Below are 15,895 nucleotides of genomic sequence, written 5' to 3'. Positions count from 1 at the left end.
CTCCAATGCCCTTGCCAATCACTCCCATCCGAGCCACAGCTTCTTCCCCGCCACCGCCAGGGCCCCCATCCCATGAAGATCACCGCCATCCGTGCCACGCCGATCAACCTGCCGATCGAGGCACCCTATTGGTGGTCTTTCGGCTGGCTGCCGGGGTCCTCGCGCTGCGTGGTCGAGGTGGAGACGGACGAGGGCCTCACCGGGCTCGGCGAAGCGGCCTCCTGGCTCGCCTGCGCCATCGTCGAGCGGATGGCGCCTGCCCTGATCGGGCGCGACGCCCACGACATCGCCGGCGCCGAACTCATCTGCCTGCCGAGCTGGCGCGGCGTGACCTCCACTATCGACTTCGCCTCGGTCAGGGCTTTCGCCGCCATCGAGACGGCGCTGTGGGATATCAAGGGCAAGGCGGCTGGGCGCCCGCTCTACGACCTGCTCGGCGGAGCCGTGCGCAAGAAGATCGCCTTCGCCGATTATTTCGGCTTCCGCCAGGCCAGGAACGGCAGGGGTGGCGAGCTCACGCCGGAAGCCGTGGCGGAATATTGCGTTTCTCTGAAGGAGCGGTTCGGCACCACCATCTTCGAGGGCAAGCTCTGCACCCGCGATCCGGAGCCCAGCATCGAGGCGCTCCGGCTGATGCGCCGGCAGCTCGGACCCGATGCGATCATCCGCATCGATTCCAACATGGCCTATTCGGTGACCGAGGCCAAACGCATTGCCAGCCGTATCGAGGATCTCGACATCCGCAACTGGGAAGAGCCCTGCGCCACCTTCGAGGAGATGGCGAGCTTGCGCCGGCACACCGCCATTCCGTTCTCCGGACACAATGTCGATATCCAGAAGGCGGTGGCGCTCGGCGTGCCGGATGCCATCGTTACCGACGTCAATGTGCATGGCGGCATCGGTCGCACGGTGCGTTTCATCGGTGCCTGCGAAGCAATGGGCATCGATTTCTGGTGCTACAGCGCCAATACCGGCATCGGCAGCGCCGTCTATCTGCATCTCAGCGCTGCCTTCTCCCATCTGCGCGAGCCCAGCCAGTCGCTGTTCCGCATGCAGCCCTACGACGTGGTGGAAGAGGGCGTCTTCGCACCGATCGACAATCTCGTCGCCGTGCCGGAGGGGCCTGGACTGGGCGTCACCCTGTCGAAAGACAAGCTCGCCTTCTGCCACAAGCTGTTCCTGGAGGAGGGCCCCTACAGCCAGCATCATGACCCGGAGGAGCCGGGCCGCTACAAGAGATTGCCCTTGCGCTGAGAGCGCAAGCCCTCAGGCCAGCCGGCCATAGCGCCGCATCAGCTCCATCAAGGGCGCGTGCGGCAGGGCCTTGATCAGGAAACGATCATGCGGCGTGCCGCCGGCATCCTCGGCGGCGAGCATGGCGTTGACCACGGCCTCCTCGACGCTGTCGACCACGGCGAGATAGGCTGGATCGAGCCGTTCGTCGTTGAGGATCTCGATGCCGAAACGCGGCGGGGCACGGTGCAGCATCGGCCTTGCATTGGCGGTGGAGAAGGCCAGGAAGATGTCGCCGGAATTGTTGCCGCCTGGTGTGCCGTTGCGGCCGATGCCGATGGCGGCCCGGCGCGCCAGGCGCTGGAGCTGGTGCGGGGCGAGCGGCAGGTCGGTGGCGATGACGACGATGATCGAGCCGCGCTCCTGCAACTGGCTCTGCGGCGTGCCGTCGCGAAGGTGCTCGCCGACCGGTACGCCGCGGATGGTCAGCCAGTCGCGCTGGCCATGATTGGCCTGCACCAGCGTGCCGATGGTGTAGGAGATGCCGTCGAGCTCGACGATGCGTGACGCCGTGCCGGTACCGCCCTTGAAGCCATAGGTGATCATGCCGGTGCCGCCACCGCAGTTGCCTTCGCGCACGGGACCGGGGGCGGCGGCGTCGAGGGCGGCGCGAACATCGGCCTCGGACACGGCAAGGGCGTTGATGTCGTTCAGCACCCCATCATAGGTCTCGGCGATGACGGGCATGATCCAGAGGAAATCGTCGCTGTCATAGGTCGAGGCGTAGCGCTCGAGCATCCATTTCACCGTGGCGTGATGCGCCATGCCGATGGCGTGGGTGTTGGTGATCACCACCGGCCCGATGAAGCTGCCGCCATCCTCGATCCAATGGGTGCCGGTCATCTCGCCATTGCCGTTGAAGCGGTGGACGCCGGCATAAACAGGAACCGGCGTCGGCGAGGCCCAATGCGGCAGGATGGCGGTGACGCCGGTGCGCAATGGCCTCTTGCGGCCGGGGCGAGGTTCGTTCTCGAGAAGGGTGGTGAAGCCGACGCCGACCCCTTCCACATCGGTAATGGCATTATGCAGACCCGTCTTGCCCGAAAAGGGCAGGCCGAGGTCGCGGGCGCGGGGCTTGCGCCCGGGAGGATTGGCTTGTGTCATGCTGGTCAATTCTGGCGAGAGCGGAGGTAGAGGCCGAGCGAGGCGACCACGAAGGAGAAGGCAAGCATCATCACGGCGATCGCGTTGATCTCCGGTTTGATGCCACGGCGAAGCATGGAGAAGATGAACATCGGCAGGGTGGTGACGTCGACGCCGGCGATGAAATAGGTGATCACCAGATCGTCCATCGAGATGATGAAGGCGAGCAGCGCACCCCCGACGATACCGGGCAGAAGCTGCGGGAACACCACCTTGCGGAATGTCGTCCATTCATTGGCGCCGAGATCGGCCGAAGCATGCTCCAGCGTCCGGTCCATGCCGGCAAGGCGGGCGGAGACGACGATGAAGACGTAGGAGATCAGGAAGGTGCACTGGCCGATGATGATCGTCTTCAGCCCGAGCTCGATGCCGGCATTGACGAAGAAGATCAGCAGCGCGATGCCGAGCACGATGTCCGGCATCAGCATGGGCATGAAGAGCGAGGCTCGATAGAAGCGGGCGCCGAAGAAGGCATAGCGGTGCAGGGCGATGGCAAGCGCCGTGCCGAAGATTGTGGCGATCGCCGTGGTCGCCCCGGCGATGACGAGGCTGTTCCTGACGGCGCGCAGGAGCTGGTCGGTCGATTCGATATAAAGGGCGCTCTCCGAGATCGCGGTCTTGAAACCGAGGACCTGGGCGTACCACTCGGTGGTGAAGCCGCTCCAGGTCATCATGTTCACTGGATTGGCGTTGAACGAATAGACCGCAATCACCGCGAGCGGCACATAGATGAAGGCGAAGAACAGGGCCGTATAGGCGACGAGGCCACCGCGGGCGAGGAAGCGAACGGCTTTCATGCGCCGCCTCCCTGGCCTGCCGCCGCCGGGCGGCGGCTGGAGGTGAAGACATAGACCATCAACAGCACGAGCATCACGCTCATCACCATCATGGCCAGCGCCGAGCCGAAGGGCCAGTTGCGGGCGGACAGGAATTGCTGCTCGATCAGATTGCCGAGCATCATCACCTTGGCGCCGCCGAGAATGGCCGGCACCACGAAATTGCCGAGCGCTGGGATGAAGACGATGATGGCGCCGCCGGCGATGCCGGGGGCGGTCAGCGGCAGGATGATGCGCAGGAAGGTGCGGATCGGTCCGGCGCCGAGATCGAGCGAGGCGCGCACCAGCGTCCAGTCGAGCTTCTCCACGCTGGCATAGACGGGCATGAACATGAAGGGGATGTAGACATAGACCATGCCCAGGATAATGGCGCCGTCGGTGTAGATGAGATCGAGCGGACGGGCGATCAGCCCGGTCGACAGCAGCGCCTCGTTGACCAGGCCCGTCTGGCGCAGGATCAGCACCCAGACGAACAGGCGCACGATCAGGCTGGTGAAGAAGGGCAGGGTGATCAGGAAGAGACAGAAATTCTTCCAGCGTGCTGGCAGGCTGGCGATGCAGAAGGCGGCCGGATAGCACACGATCAAGGCGGTCAGCACTGTGAAAGCAGCGATCTTCAGGGAACGCAGGAAGATCGCGATGTAGATCGGATCGAATTCCTCGAAGGCCGGGTTGGCAAAGCCGAGGATGCGCCCGAAATTATCGGGATAGAAGCTCCATTCCACCCCGCCATAGAGGCCCGGGGTGAGGAAGCTGGTGACCATCATGATGGCAAGCGGCACCAGGAAGAAGAGGGCGAGGAAGGCGCTGACAGGTCCGAGAAGCAGGGAAAGTTCGACACGGCGGCGGCTGGCAATGGACATGTCAGATGCTCGCTCCCGGCTCGATGAGGTGGACGGCGCCAGGATCGTAGGAGATCCGCGCCCGGCGGCTTTGCTCGATGGCGCCGACGGCCTCGCGGCGCGTGGCGGGCACTTCGACCACGATCGGCCGGCCCTGGCCCGTGTGCCCGAACAATTCGAAGGACGAGCCCACGAAGACGATTTGCCTGAGTTCGATATCGAGGCCGGGCAGGTTGGCGTCATTGTCTGCCAGGAGGAACTGCTCGGGCCGGATCAGGGCGGTGGCGCTGCCGGATGCCGACGTCCGTGCCGTGCGATGGCGGATCGTCGTGCCGTCCTCCGTCACCAGTTCATCACCTCGGACCTTGCCCTCGAACAGGTTGCTGGCGCCCACGAAGGTGGCGACGAAAATATTGGCGGGGTGGTCGTAGACGTTGCGCGGCGTGTCGAGCTGCTGGATGCGGCCGCCCGAAAGTACGGCCACGCGATCGGACATGGTCAGGGCTTCCTGCTGGTCGTGGGTCACGAAGATGAAGGAGATGCCGAGCTCGTGCTGCAGCGTCTTGAGCTCGATCTGCATGGCCTGGCGCAGGTTCTTGTCGAGCGCCGACAAGGGTTCGTCCAGGAGGACGAGCTTGGGCCGGGCGATGATGGCGCGGGCGAGGGCAACCCGCTGCTGCTGCCCGCCGGATAGCTGGCGCGGCCGCCGGCTTTCGGTGCCTTCCAGGCCGACCATGCGCAGCGCGGCGGTGACGCGCTGCAGGCGCTCGGCCTTGCCGATGCCGGCGATTTCGAGGGCATAGCCGGTGTTCTCGCCCACCGTCATATGCGGGAAGAGAGCATAGTTCTGGAACACTGTGTTGACGGGGCGCCGATAGGGTGGGCGATCGGTGATGTCCTCCCCGTCGATGAGGATACGCCCTGCGTCGAGCTCGACGAAACCGCTGATGGCGTGGAGCAAAGTGGTCTTGCCGCAGCCGGAGGGGCCGAGAAGCGTAAGGAACTCATTGCGGCGCACATCGAGATCGATCGCGTCCAATGCGGTCACGCTGCGTCCCTCCGGCGTGGGGAAGGCCTTGGCCGCTCCCTCTAGCCGGACGATCGAATCCTGCATCTGTCTTCCCTCGAAATGTTATTAAAATAACTCTTGTTATGTTAAGATATTTGGATACCATTTATTGAGTGAAGTCAACGGCCGGCAGAAGCCGTGACCAGCAAAGCGCGATGGGAAACCGGGCCCGGGAGGTCCGTGCCTGGCGCTGCCATCAGAGGAGAATTTGGATGACCAAGACCATTGATACGGCCGGTCGAGGCCGGACGAAGCGGCGTGCCTGGTGCGCGGGCCTGGCCTTGTCACTCGCGGCGCTGCTGGCAGCGGGCAGCGCTTGGGCGGAGGAACTCAACGTCTATAATTGGGGCGAATATATCAATCCGGCAGTTCTGAAGAAGTTCGAGGAGGAGACCAAGATCAAGGTCAATCTCTCAACCTATTCCTCCAATGAGGAAATGCTCGCCAAGATCCAGGGCGGCGCAACCGGCTACGACATCGTGTTCCCGTCGGTGCACATGCAGGACATCATGGACAAGCTGGGCCTTTTGGAGAAGACCGATATCGGTTCCTATGAGGGCTTCAAGAACATCGAACCCAGCTTCCTCAGGGCCAAGAGCGATCCGAAGGGCGAATATTGCCTGCCTTATGCCTTCGGTTCGGTCGGCATCCTCTATAACCGCAAGGTGCTGGGCAAGGATATCACCGGCTGGAAGGATCTACTCGCCACGGTGAAGGCGAAGGGGCTGAAATTCACCTTGCTCGACGACATGCGCGAGGTGCTCGCGGTCGGATTGATCCTCAACGGTCACAAGGTCAATTCGACCGATCCGGCCGAATTGCAGCAGGCGGCCGAGACCGTGATCGCCATGAAGCCTGAGGTTGCCGCCTTCACCTATGACGCCCGCCCGATGGTGGGGGCGGGCGACGTCGCGGCAGCGCATTTCTTCATCGGCGCCATGATCGACGTCTTCGGCAACCCCAAGGATCTTGGCTTCGTGATCCCGGAAGAGGGGGCCACCATGTATCAGGAGGATATCTGCGTCCTCAAATCGGCCCCGAACAAGCAGAACGCCATCAAGTTCCTGCAGTTCTACACTCGGCCCGAGATCGCGGCGCTGAATGTCTCGCAGCAGACCAACGGCACGCCCAATCTGCCGGCCCGGCAATTGACCCCCGACAACATCAAGAATAGCAAGGAGATCAATCCGCCGCAGGAAACCATGCAGAGGCTGCAGATCTTCCAGGATCTCGGCCCGGGCATCCGCCAGTTGGACCGCGTCTGGACCAAGGTCAAGACGGCCCAGTGAGGCCGACGACACGCCCTGGGGAGGTGATGTGGCGCAGCGTATCCTCAAGCTCCTGCAAGACGAGGCATTGCGGCGGTCGAAGTCCGACAAGCTGATCGCCAATTATCTCGAACGGAACATCGCCGACCTTCCGTTCGAGACCGCCAAGTCGATTGCCGCCCGGCTCGAGCTCTCGCCGATGACGGTGGGGCGCTTTCTCAGGCGCATGGGGTTCGACGGTCTCGACCAGCTCAAGCGTGAATTGCGGCGCGGCAGCTCCAATCCGGCCTGGCAGGTGAAGGGGCCGGTCGACCGCCTGCGCGAGGACATTCGTGGCGGCAAGCTTCTCGCGGGGCTGATCCAGCAGCAGATCGACAATCTCGGCCAGATCTACGGACTGACGACCTCACTTGAATGGCGGCAGACCATCGAGGCCCTGGTCGGCGCGAGCGAGGTCTATGTCGCCGCCTATCAGAATGTACGGGGCATCGCCCAATATTTCGCCAGTCAGCTCTCCTATACGCGGCCGCGCGTGCAATTCGTGGACGGGCTGAACGGAACCTATGCCGAATTGCTCGACGGCTCGGTGAGCGGCAGGCTGCTCTTCCTGCATGATGTCCGCCGCTTCGCCTCTAAGGCACGGCCTTTGGCGATCGAGGCACGCCGTGCCGGCGTAAAGGTGGTCCTGATCACCGACGAGTTCTGCCCTTGGGGCGCCGAGGTTTCGGATATCTGTTTGGTAGTGCCGGGATCCCACGGCCCGCTCTGGGACGGAGCCGCGACGATCACGGCCGTGCTCGACCTGATGCTGAGCAATGTCATCGTCGTGCTGGGCGACGAGGTCAGCGAGCGCGTCGAACAGCTGACGCGGCTTCAGGACATCTTTGGCGATTTCGAGACCTGAAACTTGACGGGCGAATGTCCGGGTGCGCGGACGTCTCGTCCGCCTTTTTTCTGCAAACGAAGCGTTTCCAAGAGCGGACGAGACGTTCGCGCACCGGAGAAGTGCTCCCTTGTCGAGAGCACAGATAATGTTGCTCGGTTTCAGATATCGACGAGTTCGCTGGCGAAGGCGGCCTGTTCCTGGATGAAGGCGAAACGGGCTTCGGGCTTGTTGCCCATCAGGCGTTCCACGGAGCTGGAAGTTTCCGCGCGCTCCTCATCCACCACCATCACCTTGAGAAGCGTGCGCTTCTTGGGATCCATGGTGGTTTCCTTCAATTGCGCCGGCATCATCTCGCCCAGGCCCTTGAAGCGGCCGATCTCGATCTTCTGATTGGCTTTGAAGGCCGATTTTACCAGCTCGTCCTTATGGGCATCGTCACGGGCATAGAGCGATTTCGAACCCTGGGTCAGGCGGTAGAGGGGCGGCGCGGCAAGATAGAGATGGCCGCGCTCGATCAGGCGCGGCATCTGGCGCCAGAAGAAGGTGATCAGCAGCGAAGCGATATGGGCGCCGTCGACGTCGGCGTCCGTCATGATGATGACCTTCTCGTAGCGCAGATCATCGTCGCGATAGTTCGAACCCATGCCGCAGCCGAGCGCCTGGCCGAGATCCTGCAATTGCTGGTTCTGGGCGAGCTTTTCCTTGGCCGCGGCCGCGACATTGAGGATCTTGCCGCGCAAAGGCAGCACCGCCTGGTTGGTGCGGTTGCGTGCCTGCTTGGCCGAGCCGCCGGCGGAATCGCCTTCGACGATAAACAATTCAGAGCCTTGCGCGGCATTGTTCGAGCAATCTGCGAGCTTTCCGGGCAGGCGCAGCTTGCGCGTGGCGGTTTTGCGCGCCACGTCCTTCTCGGCGCGGCGGCGAAGGCGCTCCTCGGCCCTTTCAACCACGAAGTCGAGCAGCTTGACCGCCTGCGAGGGCATGGAGGCCAGCCAATGGTCGAAGGCATCCTTCAGGGCCTGCTCGACGATGCGGCTCGCCTCCGTGGTCACCAGCTTGGCCTTGGTCTGGGACGAGAACTCCGGCTCGCGGATGAACACCGAGAGCATGGCGGCCGTGCAGGCCATCACGTCTTCGGTGGTGAGTTGGTTGGCGCGCTTGTTGCCGATCCGCTCGGCGTGATCCTTCAGGCCGCGCAGCAGGGCGATGCGCAGGCCCGCCTCATGGGCGCCACCTTCGCGGGTCGGTACCGTGTTGCAATAGGAGGAGACATAGCCTTCGTCCTCGGCGAACCAGCCGATGGCCCATTCCACCGAGCCATGTCCCTCAGGCTTGGGCACACGACCGGAGAACATCTGCTCGGTGACGAGTTCCAGGCCCTCGCTGGCCGAGCGCAGATAATCCTCCAGGCCGCGCGGGAATTTGAAGTTCTCCTCCGCCGGCACGTCGCTGTGGCCAACCAGTAGTTCCGGTGCGCATTTCCAGCGGATTTCGACACCACGGTAGAGATAGGCCTTCGAGCGCGCCATTTTGAACAGGCGCTTGGGGTCGAAGACGATGCCGTGCTTGAAGATCTCGGCATCAGGCTTGAAGCGCACCTTGGTGCCGCGGCGGTTGGGGGCGGCACCGATATGCTCGACGGGGCCGAGCGGCACGCCGCGGGCAAAACGCTGGCGGTGAAGTTCGCGCCCACGCGCCACTTCCACCTCCATGAGTTCCGACAGGGCGGTGACTGCGGTGACGCCGATACCGTGGAGACCGCCGGAGGTCTGATAGGCGTCCGAGTTGAACTTGCCGCCCGAATGCGGCCTGGTCATCACGACCTGCAGGGTCGACTCGTCCGGAAATTGCGGATGCGGCTCGACTGGGATGCCGCGCCCATTGTCGGTGATCGAAACGAAGCCGTCGGCGCTCAGCTCGACATCGATGAAGCTGGCGTGGCCAGCCACCGCCTCGTCCATGGAATTGTCGATCACCTCGGCGAACAGGTGGTGCAGGCCGTCGCCTTCCGGCCCGGTCGAGCCGATATACATGCCAGGGCGCATGCGAATGGCTTCGATGCCTTCCAGCACGCGGATGGAGGAGGCGCCATAGGCATCTTCGCCGCTCTTCGCCGCGGCGGGCTTGGAGGTCAGGCCTGCCTTCAAGGCTGCCGCGATCGACTGGGTCGACGGTCGCTTTGCATCGCCGGCCTTGTCGGAGCGGGATTTGGAGAGGGCGGGCTTGTCACTCCCGAACAGATCGGAGGTATCATTCATGCAGTCGGTATCTCGCGAGAATGCGTCTCGCCAGCGCGATTCGCGTTTCGGATCATTATGGCATGTTCGTATCGCGGCCGCGAACGGATCGTAAACGGCTTTGTTGATGAATGTGGAATGGCACGGCCGTCGGGCCTAATTCCGTCACGATTGACAGGCTCTTTGAGCATTGTGGCACGTGCCTCGCTATTTATGGTAATGCCGATTTCTGAAACGGAATTTTGCTTCATGCGGATGACACTTCCGGCCCGTCCGAGGGTCGTGCTTCTTCCGGCCGTGTTCTTCCTGATGGTGCCGGGCATGGCCCTGGCCCAGGACAGCGTTGCCCCCCAGAAGGCGGCGGCGACGGCTGCGATTCCCGCGGTGGCGCCCGTCCCTTTCGTTGCGCATCGGGCCATCTACGACCTCAATCTCGACCGCCGCAAGGACCAGTCGAGCGTCGACAGCATGCGCGGCCGTATCGTGTATGATTTTTCGGGCAATGCCTGCAGCGGCTATGCGCTCAATTTCCGGCAGGTCACAGAAATTGGCCTGAGCGGCGGCGGCGTCAATACCTCGGATCTGCGCTCGACCACGTTCGAGGACGAGAAGGGGCGCAATTTTCGCTTCAATTCGCAGAACTTCACCAATCAGAAGCTGGACGGCAGCGTCGATGGTCAGGCCAACCGGGCGGACAGCGGAACGGTCGGTGTTGCACTGAAGAAACCCAAATCCACAAAATTCGATCTGTCCGATCGGGTTCTCTTCCCCACCGGGCAGATGAAAGCGATCGTCACGGCTGCCCGGGCCGGTGAGCGCGTGTTCGAGAGCCAAGTCTACGATGGATCCGATGGCGGCCAGAAGATCTACAATACGCTCGCGGTGATCGGCGCCAAGATCGGCCCCGACAAGCCGCGCGAAGGCGTCGAGGCCAAGGCCAAACAGCTCGACGGCGTCGACCGCTGGCCGGTGACGATCTCCTATTTCGACCCGAGCAAGAAGGCCGTCGGCGAGGAGACCCCGGTCTACACCATGTCCTTCGAGCTCTATGCCGATGGCATTTCGGGCAATCTGACCCTCGACTATGGCGATTTCCGCCTGAAGGGAACGATGGTCTCGCTCGATTTCCTGCCCCAGACCGAATGCAAGTGAGCGGCAAGATTCAGTATGCCGATCTCTGGATCGGCATGGATGATACCAAGGACGCCGATCTCGCTCCATTCCTTGATGGAGCTGAGAAGACCGCTACGTCTGGCGGGTGTACCACGTCATGAGGAATGCGATCCGTCGGTGGTCCCATACCCAGAACTGGCGTGCGCTTGGCCAGCGCCTGCGGGCGCCGGCGCGCCTGCCGGCACGACCGCTGTTCGGGCAGGTGGCGACACCGGCTGCGATCGCCTTCGGCGGGGTGCTGATCATTGCCTTGATGGTGCTTGCCGACCCGGCGTCCCTGCACATCCTGCCTGAATGGCCGCATCTGGCGGTTCGGGTAGCCCGTATCATCACCTATCTTGGCGATTCCGGCCTTTATCTCATTCCGCTCGGCGTGGCGCTCATCCTGCTCGCCGTGGTCGATCTGGAGTTGCCGCCGCGGCTCGATGCCGCCTTGCGCCAGCTTTGGCTGCAGCTTGCCTTCGCCTTTGCCGCCATTGCTGGAACCGGGCTTGCCGTGAACGTCATCAAGCGTGCCATCGGCCGTGTCAGGCCCCTTCATGTCGAGGCGGGTGCGAGCTGGAGTTTCGAGCCGTTTTCCTGGCGCGCCGCCAATGCCAGCTTCCCTTCCGGCCATGCCACCACGGCCTGGACGGTGGTTGCGGTGATCATCCTGCTGTGCGGGCCGCGCTGGCGCCCCTGGCTGTTCGCCTTGGGCGCGCTGGTCTGTCTCAGCCGCGTGATCCTCGGCGCTCATTATCCCGCCGATGTGGTGGCCGGTGCCCTGTTCGGCTGGTTCGCCACCTTCTGGTTCGCCGGCTTTCTGGGGCGCCGCGGTCTTGTTTTCCGGCAAAACCACGACGGTGCTCTTGCGTTGCGGGGGCAAGACGCGGCAAAGACGCTGATCGAGGCGTGGCGAGCGCGCCGCTGAGGTCAGAGCTTACATGCCATCACAAGACAATGCGCCCGAGATCAGCGTCATCGTTCCCGTCCGCAACGAGGCCGGCAATGTCGAGCCGCTGATCCGGGAGATCGCGGCGGCCCTGTCAGGCCGAAGCTTCGAGATCGTCTATGTCGACGATGGCTCGAGCGATGCGACACCGGCCGAGCTTGTCAGGCTCAAGGGTGAACTGCCTTTCCTGCGCAGCCTGCGCCATGAGGCCTCCTGCGGGCAGTCCTGCGCCGTGCGTACGGGCATACGCCATGCCCGCGGCCGCCTGATGGTCACCATCGATGGCGACGGCCAGAATGACCCGGCCTATATTCCCGCGCTCGTCGACGCTCTGATTGCGGCGGGTCCTGCCACCGGCATGATTGCCGGGCAGCGGCTCGGCCGCAAGGATACCGGCTTCAAGCGCTGGCAGTCGCGCACCGCCAACAAGGTGCGGGCCTATGTCCTCAAGGACGGCACGCGCGACACCGGCTGCGGCCTCAAGGCCGTCCGCCGGGAGATCTATCTCGCCTTGCCCTATTTCGATGCGCTGCATCGCTTCATGCCAGCCCTGGTCAAGCGCGAGGGTTTCGATGTCGGCCATGTCGACGTGGTCGATCGGCCCCGACTGACGGGCGTTTCCAATTATGGTTTCTTCGACAGGCTGTGGGTCGGTATTCTCGATCTCGTAGGCGTGTGGTGGCTGATCCGGCGGCGCAAGCGCGTGCCTGATGTCAGCGGAGGGGGACAGGATGCTGGCTGATCTGTCACATGCCGTCGGCGGATATCTGTTCAATATTTTCTATGTGAAGTTTGATCCGTGGATTGCGTTCGGCTTCCTAGGACAGTTCTTGTTCACCATGCGTTTTGGTGTGCAGTGGTACGCGAGTGAGCGTGCTGGCAAGAGCGTCATACCCTTTAGTTTTTGGATTTTGTCCATCGGCGCCGGCTTTATGCTGCTCATCTACGCCATCGTGCGGGCCGACCCTGTCTACATTGTGGGGCAGGGGGCGGGCTTGCTGATCTATTTCCGTAATATCTCTTTCGTGCTTAAGGAGAAAAGAGCGGAGAAGGCCAAGGCCGAAGGCGGAATACAATAGGCTCTGGGATTGCAGGCATCCTTGCCTGCTTTTCCCATTCATGGAATGAGCCGATTCCAGGAGCAGGCAAGGATGCCTGCGATCCCAGGAAACATCACCCCCGCGCCGCCCTGAACCGTGCCAGGCCGGCGTCGAGATCGCCGATCAGGTCGGCGACGTCCTCCAGGCCGACATGGATGCGCACGCAGGGGCCGCCGGGGTCCCAGCTCGTGGCGCTGCGATAGGTCTTGCAGTCGAAGGGGAGGGCGAGGCTCTCATAGCCGCCCCAGGAATAGCCGAGCCCGAAGAATTTCAGATCGTCCAGGAAAGCGGCGACGGCTTCCATCGGCGCTGGCTGGAGCACGATGGAGAACAGGCCGGAAGAGCCCTTGAAATCGCGCTTCCAGATGGTGTGTCCCGGATCGCCCTCCAGCGCGGGATGCAGGACGCGTTGTACCTCGGGCCGCTTGGCCAGCCATTTGGCCACCCGCAGCGCGCTTTCCTGATGCTGGCGCAGGCGCACGCCCATGGTGCGGAGCCCGCGCATCGCCAGATAGACGTCGTCTGGTGCGACGCATTGGCCGGCATCGCCATGGAAGCTCTTCAGGGCCGGCCAGGCCTTGCGCGAGGCCGAGACCACACCGAACATCGCATCGGAATGACCGACGATATATTTGGTGCCGGCCTGGATCGAAAGGTCGACGCCGTGCCCGAAGGCGTCGAAGAACAACGGGGTGGCCCAAGTGTTGTCGAGCAGCACGGTGGCGCCGTGCCGGTGTGCGATGTCGGCGATCCCTGGCACGTCCTGCATCTCGAAGGTCTGCGAGCCTGGTGCTTCCAGATAGACCGCTTTCGTATTCGGGCGCAGGAGCGCTTCGATGCCGGCGCCGATCAGCGGATCGTAATAGGTCGTCTCGATGCCGAAGCGGCTGAGGACCTTGTCGCAGAGCTGGCGGGTGGGCTGATAGGTGGTGTCGACCATCAAGAGATGATCACCGGCCGAAACGCAGGAGAGTAGGGCGGTCGAGACGGCAGCCAGACCCGAAGGGCAGAGCACCACGCCGGCACTGCCGTCGAGCGTCTTCAGCGCCTCCTCCAGAGCGTCATTGGTCGGGTTGCCGCGACGGCCATAACTGTAGCGCGGCGTGTGGTTGAGGAGATCCTTGGTCGTCGGTGCCAGGACCGTGGAGCCGTGATAGACGGGCGGATTGACGAAGCCGTGATATTCCGATGGCTCGCGGCCGCCGATGACCAGGCGCGTATTTTCGCCGAAGGTGGCCATCTCGTCTTTGCTGATCTTCTTCATGATAGATTCGATTGAGTCCTGAAACGCTTACATTCGACCGCGGGCGCCCCTGCGTCAATCTCGGGCCCTGCGACATCTTCCACAGACAGGTTTTGTGAATATTCCGCCGCATTTCACGAATTCCGCTTGACGTGAGCGGCCAAAGCGCTTGCAATCGGTGATAAGGCACGGGTCGCAACTGGCGAAAACAAGCTGGGCGCTTTTGCTGCGGGACAGATCGATACGGGGGACCTTGCAATGACCACTTCAGCACGCATGGCCGGCAGGTCGCCCTTCATCTCCGGCGGGGCCTATCCGGATCGTTGAGCTCGTCATCATACTTCCTCCACAAAACAGCCCGTTCCTCCCGGCCATCGAACCGGGGACGCTCGAAACATCCATTCGCGAACGTAGGAAGAGGTGGCGGCAATTCATAAAAAACACGGCGTTTAGCAGTCTGGCGATGGTTTCAGACCTCGCACTGGCGCCGATAACAAAGATTTGGTTCAAAATGCGTTCCGTAGAAACGTGTTTTGCCCTAAACCGTTGAGGGATTGGCGGGATACGCCAAAAATCGCCCAGATGCGTCGAAACAAGAACTGGCGCGTCGAAACAAGAACTAGAGCCAGAGAGCGCTCCCGTTTGAACGCACTTTGCTCTGGGGACGTCGAACCTGCCCGACGGGGCGGCCCGGTTCTCTCCGCGGCCCTCCGTGAAAGGGTATTCTCGTTACACTGACAATGAAGTGAACAGGGGCCTCCATCCATGAGAAAGACACTCCTTACCGCTGTAGCCGGCGCGGCGCTGGCGTTGAGCGGGGTCGGCGCGCATGCCGATACGCTCGACACCATCAAGCAGCGCGGCCAGGTGATCTGCGGCGTCAATACTGGCCTGCCGGGATTCAGCGCCCCCAATGAGAAGGGTGAGTGGGCCGGCCTCGATGTCGATTATTGCCGCGCGATCGCCGCAGCGGTGCTGGGCGACGCCACCAAGACCAAATTCGTGCCGGTTTCCACCAAAGATCGCTTCACGGCCTTGCAATCCGGCGAAATCGACGTACTCAACCGCAACTCGACCTGGACGCTCGGCCGCGACACCGCCGGCATGCTGTTCGCTGGCGTGAACTACTATGACGGCCAGGGCTTCCTGGTGAAGAAGTCGCTCGGCGTTAAATCGGCGACCGAACTCTCGGGGGCCTCGATCTGCGCCCAGCAGGGGTCGACCGGCCAGCTCACCATCTCGGATTTCATGCGGTCTCACAATCTGCCCTACAACATCGTCAGCTTCGATACCGCGGATGAAGCCGCCAAGGCTTATGAAGGCGGGCGTTGCGACGTCGATACGGACGATGCTTCCGGCCTCTATTCGATCCGCGTCAAGATGGCCAATCCTGACGACCATGTCGTACTCCCCGAGATCATCTCGAAGGAGCCGTTGGCTGCAGGCGTGCGCCAGGGCGACGACAAATGGTTCAACGTGGTCAAATGGGTGCACTATGCCATGCTGACGGCAGAAGAGACCGGCGTGACCCAGGCCAATGTCGACGAGATGGTCAAGTCGGACAAGCCTGATATCAAGCGCCTGCTCGGCGCCGAGGGTGACTTCGGCAAGCAGCTCGGTCTCGACAATCAGTGGGCCTATCGTATCGTCAAGCAGGTGGGCAACTACGGCGAGAGCTTCGACCGCAATCTCGGCCCCAAGACCGTGCTGAAGATCGATCGCGGCCTGAACAATCTGTGGACCAAGGGCGGCCTGCAATACGCCCCGCCGATCCGCTGACGATCGCAAGACCTGTCCTGGAAGGACTGTTCCGGGGCGGGGCCCGATAGAGCCTGTGCTTGTCGCGGCTTTGTTCGTCCCGCCTCAAACCGGCC

Annotated in this window: 14 protein-coding genes; 8 read left to right on the top strand and 6 right to left on the bottom strand. The window is 62.7% G+C overall.

What is annotated here, in order from left to right:
• Window positions 1–72 precede the first annotated feature (72 nt).
• Window positions 73–1,254 carry a mandelate racemase/muconate lactonizing enzyme family protein gene (locus ACN6KF_RS10440; protein WP_434956782.1) on the top strand — a complete coding sequence of 394 codons (1,182 nt, stop codon included), beginning with the start codon at window positions 73–75 and terminating at the stop codon, window positions 1,252–1,254.
• A 12-nt stretch (window positions 1,255–1,266) separates the two neighbouring features.
• Here the strand turns inward: ACN6KF_RS10440 and ACN6KF_RS10435 are convergent, their stop codons facing one another.
• From ACN6KF_RS10435 to ACN6KF_RS10420, 4 genes are read right to left on the bottom strand one after another with little or no spacing between them, the layout of a single operon-like run.
• Window positions 1,267–2,397: a DmpA family aminopeptidase gene (locus tag ACN6KF_RS10435; protein ID WP_434956781.1), complete on the bottom strand. Its 1,131-nt coding sequence runs from the start codon at window positions 2,395–2,397 to the stop codon at window positions 1,267–1,269.
• 5 nt (window positions 2,398–2,402) lie between these two features.
• Entirely contained in the window at window positions 2,403–3,233 is an 831-nt protein-coding gene (locus tag ACN6KF_RS10430; RefSeq protein ID WP_434956780.1) for an ABC transporter permease, read from the bottom strand.
• On the bottom strand, window positions 3,230–4,135 hold the full coding sequence (locus tag ACN6KF_RS10425) for an ABC transporter permease (protein ID WP_434956779.1): 906 nt from the start codon (window positions 4,133–4,135) through the stop codon (window positions 3,230–3,232). Before ACN6KF_RS10425 ends, ACN6KF_RS10430 begins: the two co-directional genes overlap by 4 nt.
• Window position 4,136: 1 nt before the next feature.
• Window positions 4,137–5,228 (bottom strand): ABC transporter ATP-binding protein, encoded by a 1,092-nt coding sequence (locus ACN6KF_RS10420; RefSeq protein WP_434956778.1) that lies wholly within the window; start codon window positions 5,226–5,228, stop codon window positions 4,137–4,139.
• A 167-nt stretch (window positions 5,229–5,395) separates the two neighbouring features.
• Here ACN6KF_RS10420 and ACN6KF_RS10415 point away from each other — a divergent pair, with 167 nt between their 5' ends.
• The gene (locus ACN6KF_RS10415; protein ID WP_434956777.1) at window positions 5,396–6,472 is read left to right on the top strand and encodes a polyamine ABC transporter substrate-binding protein; all 1,077 of its coding nucleotides are present in this window, start codon (window positions 5,396–5,398) and stop codon (window positions 6,470–6,472) included.
• Between the two features lie 28 nt (window positions 6,473–6,500).
• Window positions 6,501–7,355, top strand: coding sequence for a MurR/RpiR family transcriptional regulator (locus ACN6KF_RS10410; protein WP_434956776.1), 855 nt, complete (start codon window positions 6,501–6,503; stop codon window positions 7,353–7,355).
• Between the two features lie 140 nt (window positions 7,356–7,495).
• On the opposite strand, the gene parE is transcribed toward ACN6KF_RS10410, so the two are convergent.
• A complete protein-coding gene (gene parE, locus ACN6KF_RS10405) occupies window positions 7,496–9,595 on the bottom strand; it encodes a DNA topoisomerase IV subunit B (RefSeq protein ID WP_434956775.1) in 2,100 nt (699 codons plus the stop codon).
• Between the two features lie 228 nt (window positions 9,596–9,823).
• Between parE and ACN6KF_RS10400 the strand changes: the two genes are divergently transcribed.
• The 4 genes from ACN6KF_RS10400 (at window position 9,824) to ACN6KF_RS10385 (ending at window position 12,757) form a co-directional block, all read left to right on the top strand.
• On the top strand, window positions 9,824–10,726 hold the full coding sequence (locus ACN6KF_RS10400; RefSeq protein ID WP_434956774.1) for a cell envelope integrity EipB family protein: 903 nt from the start codon (window positions 9,824–9,826) through the stop codon (window positions 10,724–10,726).
• Between the two features lie 118 nt (window positions 10,727–10,844).
• Complete coding sequence (locus ACN6KF_RS10395; protein ID WP_434956773.1) at window positions 10,845–11,657, top strand: phosphatase PAP2 family protein; 813 nt, start codon at window positions 10,845–10,847, stop codon at window positions 11,655–11,657.
• A 13-nt stretch (window positions 11,658–11,670) separates the two neighbouring features.
• Window positions 11,671–12,420, top strand: coding sequence for a glycosyltransferase family 2 protein (locus ACN6KF_RS10390; RefSeq protein ID WP_434956772.1), 750 nt, complete (start codon window positions 11,671–11,673; stop codon window positions 12,418–12,420).
• Entirely contained in the window at window positions 12,410–12,757 is a 348-nt protein-coding gene (locus tag ACN6KF_RS10385) for a lipid-A-disaccharide synthase N-terminal domain-containing protein (RefSeq protein ID WP_434956771.1), read from the top strand. Before ACN6KF_RS10390 ends, ACN6KF_RS10385 begins: the two co-directional genes overlap by 11 nt.
• Before the next feature lie 94 nt (window positions 12,758–12,851).
• Here ACN6KF_RS10385 and metC read toward each other — a convergent pair whose 3' ends face one another.
• A complete protein-coding gene (metC, locus tag ACN6KF_RS10380; protein WP_434956770.1) occupies window positions 12,852–14,042 on the bottom strand; it encodes a cystathionine beta-lyase in 1,191 nt (396 codons plus the stop codon).
• A gap of 744 nt (window positions 14,043–14,786) precedes the next feature.
• On the opposite strand from metC, the gene ACN6KF_RS10375 reads away from it, so the two are divergent.
• Window positions 14,787–15,800, top strand: coding sequence for an amino acid ABC transporter substrate-binding protein (locus ACN6KF_RS10375; RefSeq protein WP_434956769.1), 1,014 nt, complete (start codon window positions 14,787–14,789; stop codon window positions 15,798–15,800).
• Window positions 15,801–15,895: the final 95 nt, after the last annotated feature.

The sequence above is a fragment of the Labrys methylaminiphilus subsp. lupini genome (genome assembly GCF_051161885.1).
GTDB lineage: Bacteria > Pseudomonadota > Alphaproteobacteria > Rhizobiales > Labraceae > Labrys.
This window is presented reverse-complemented; position numbering and strand designations above follow the sequence as displayed.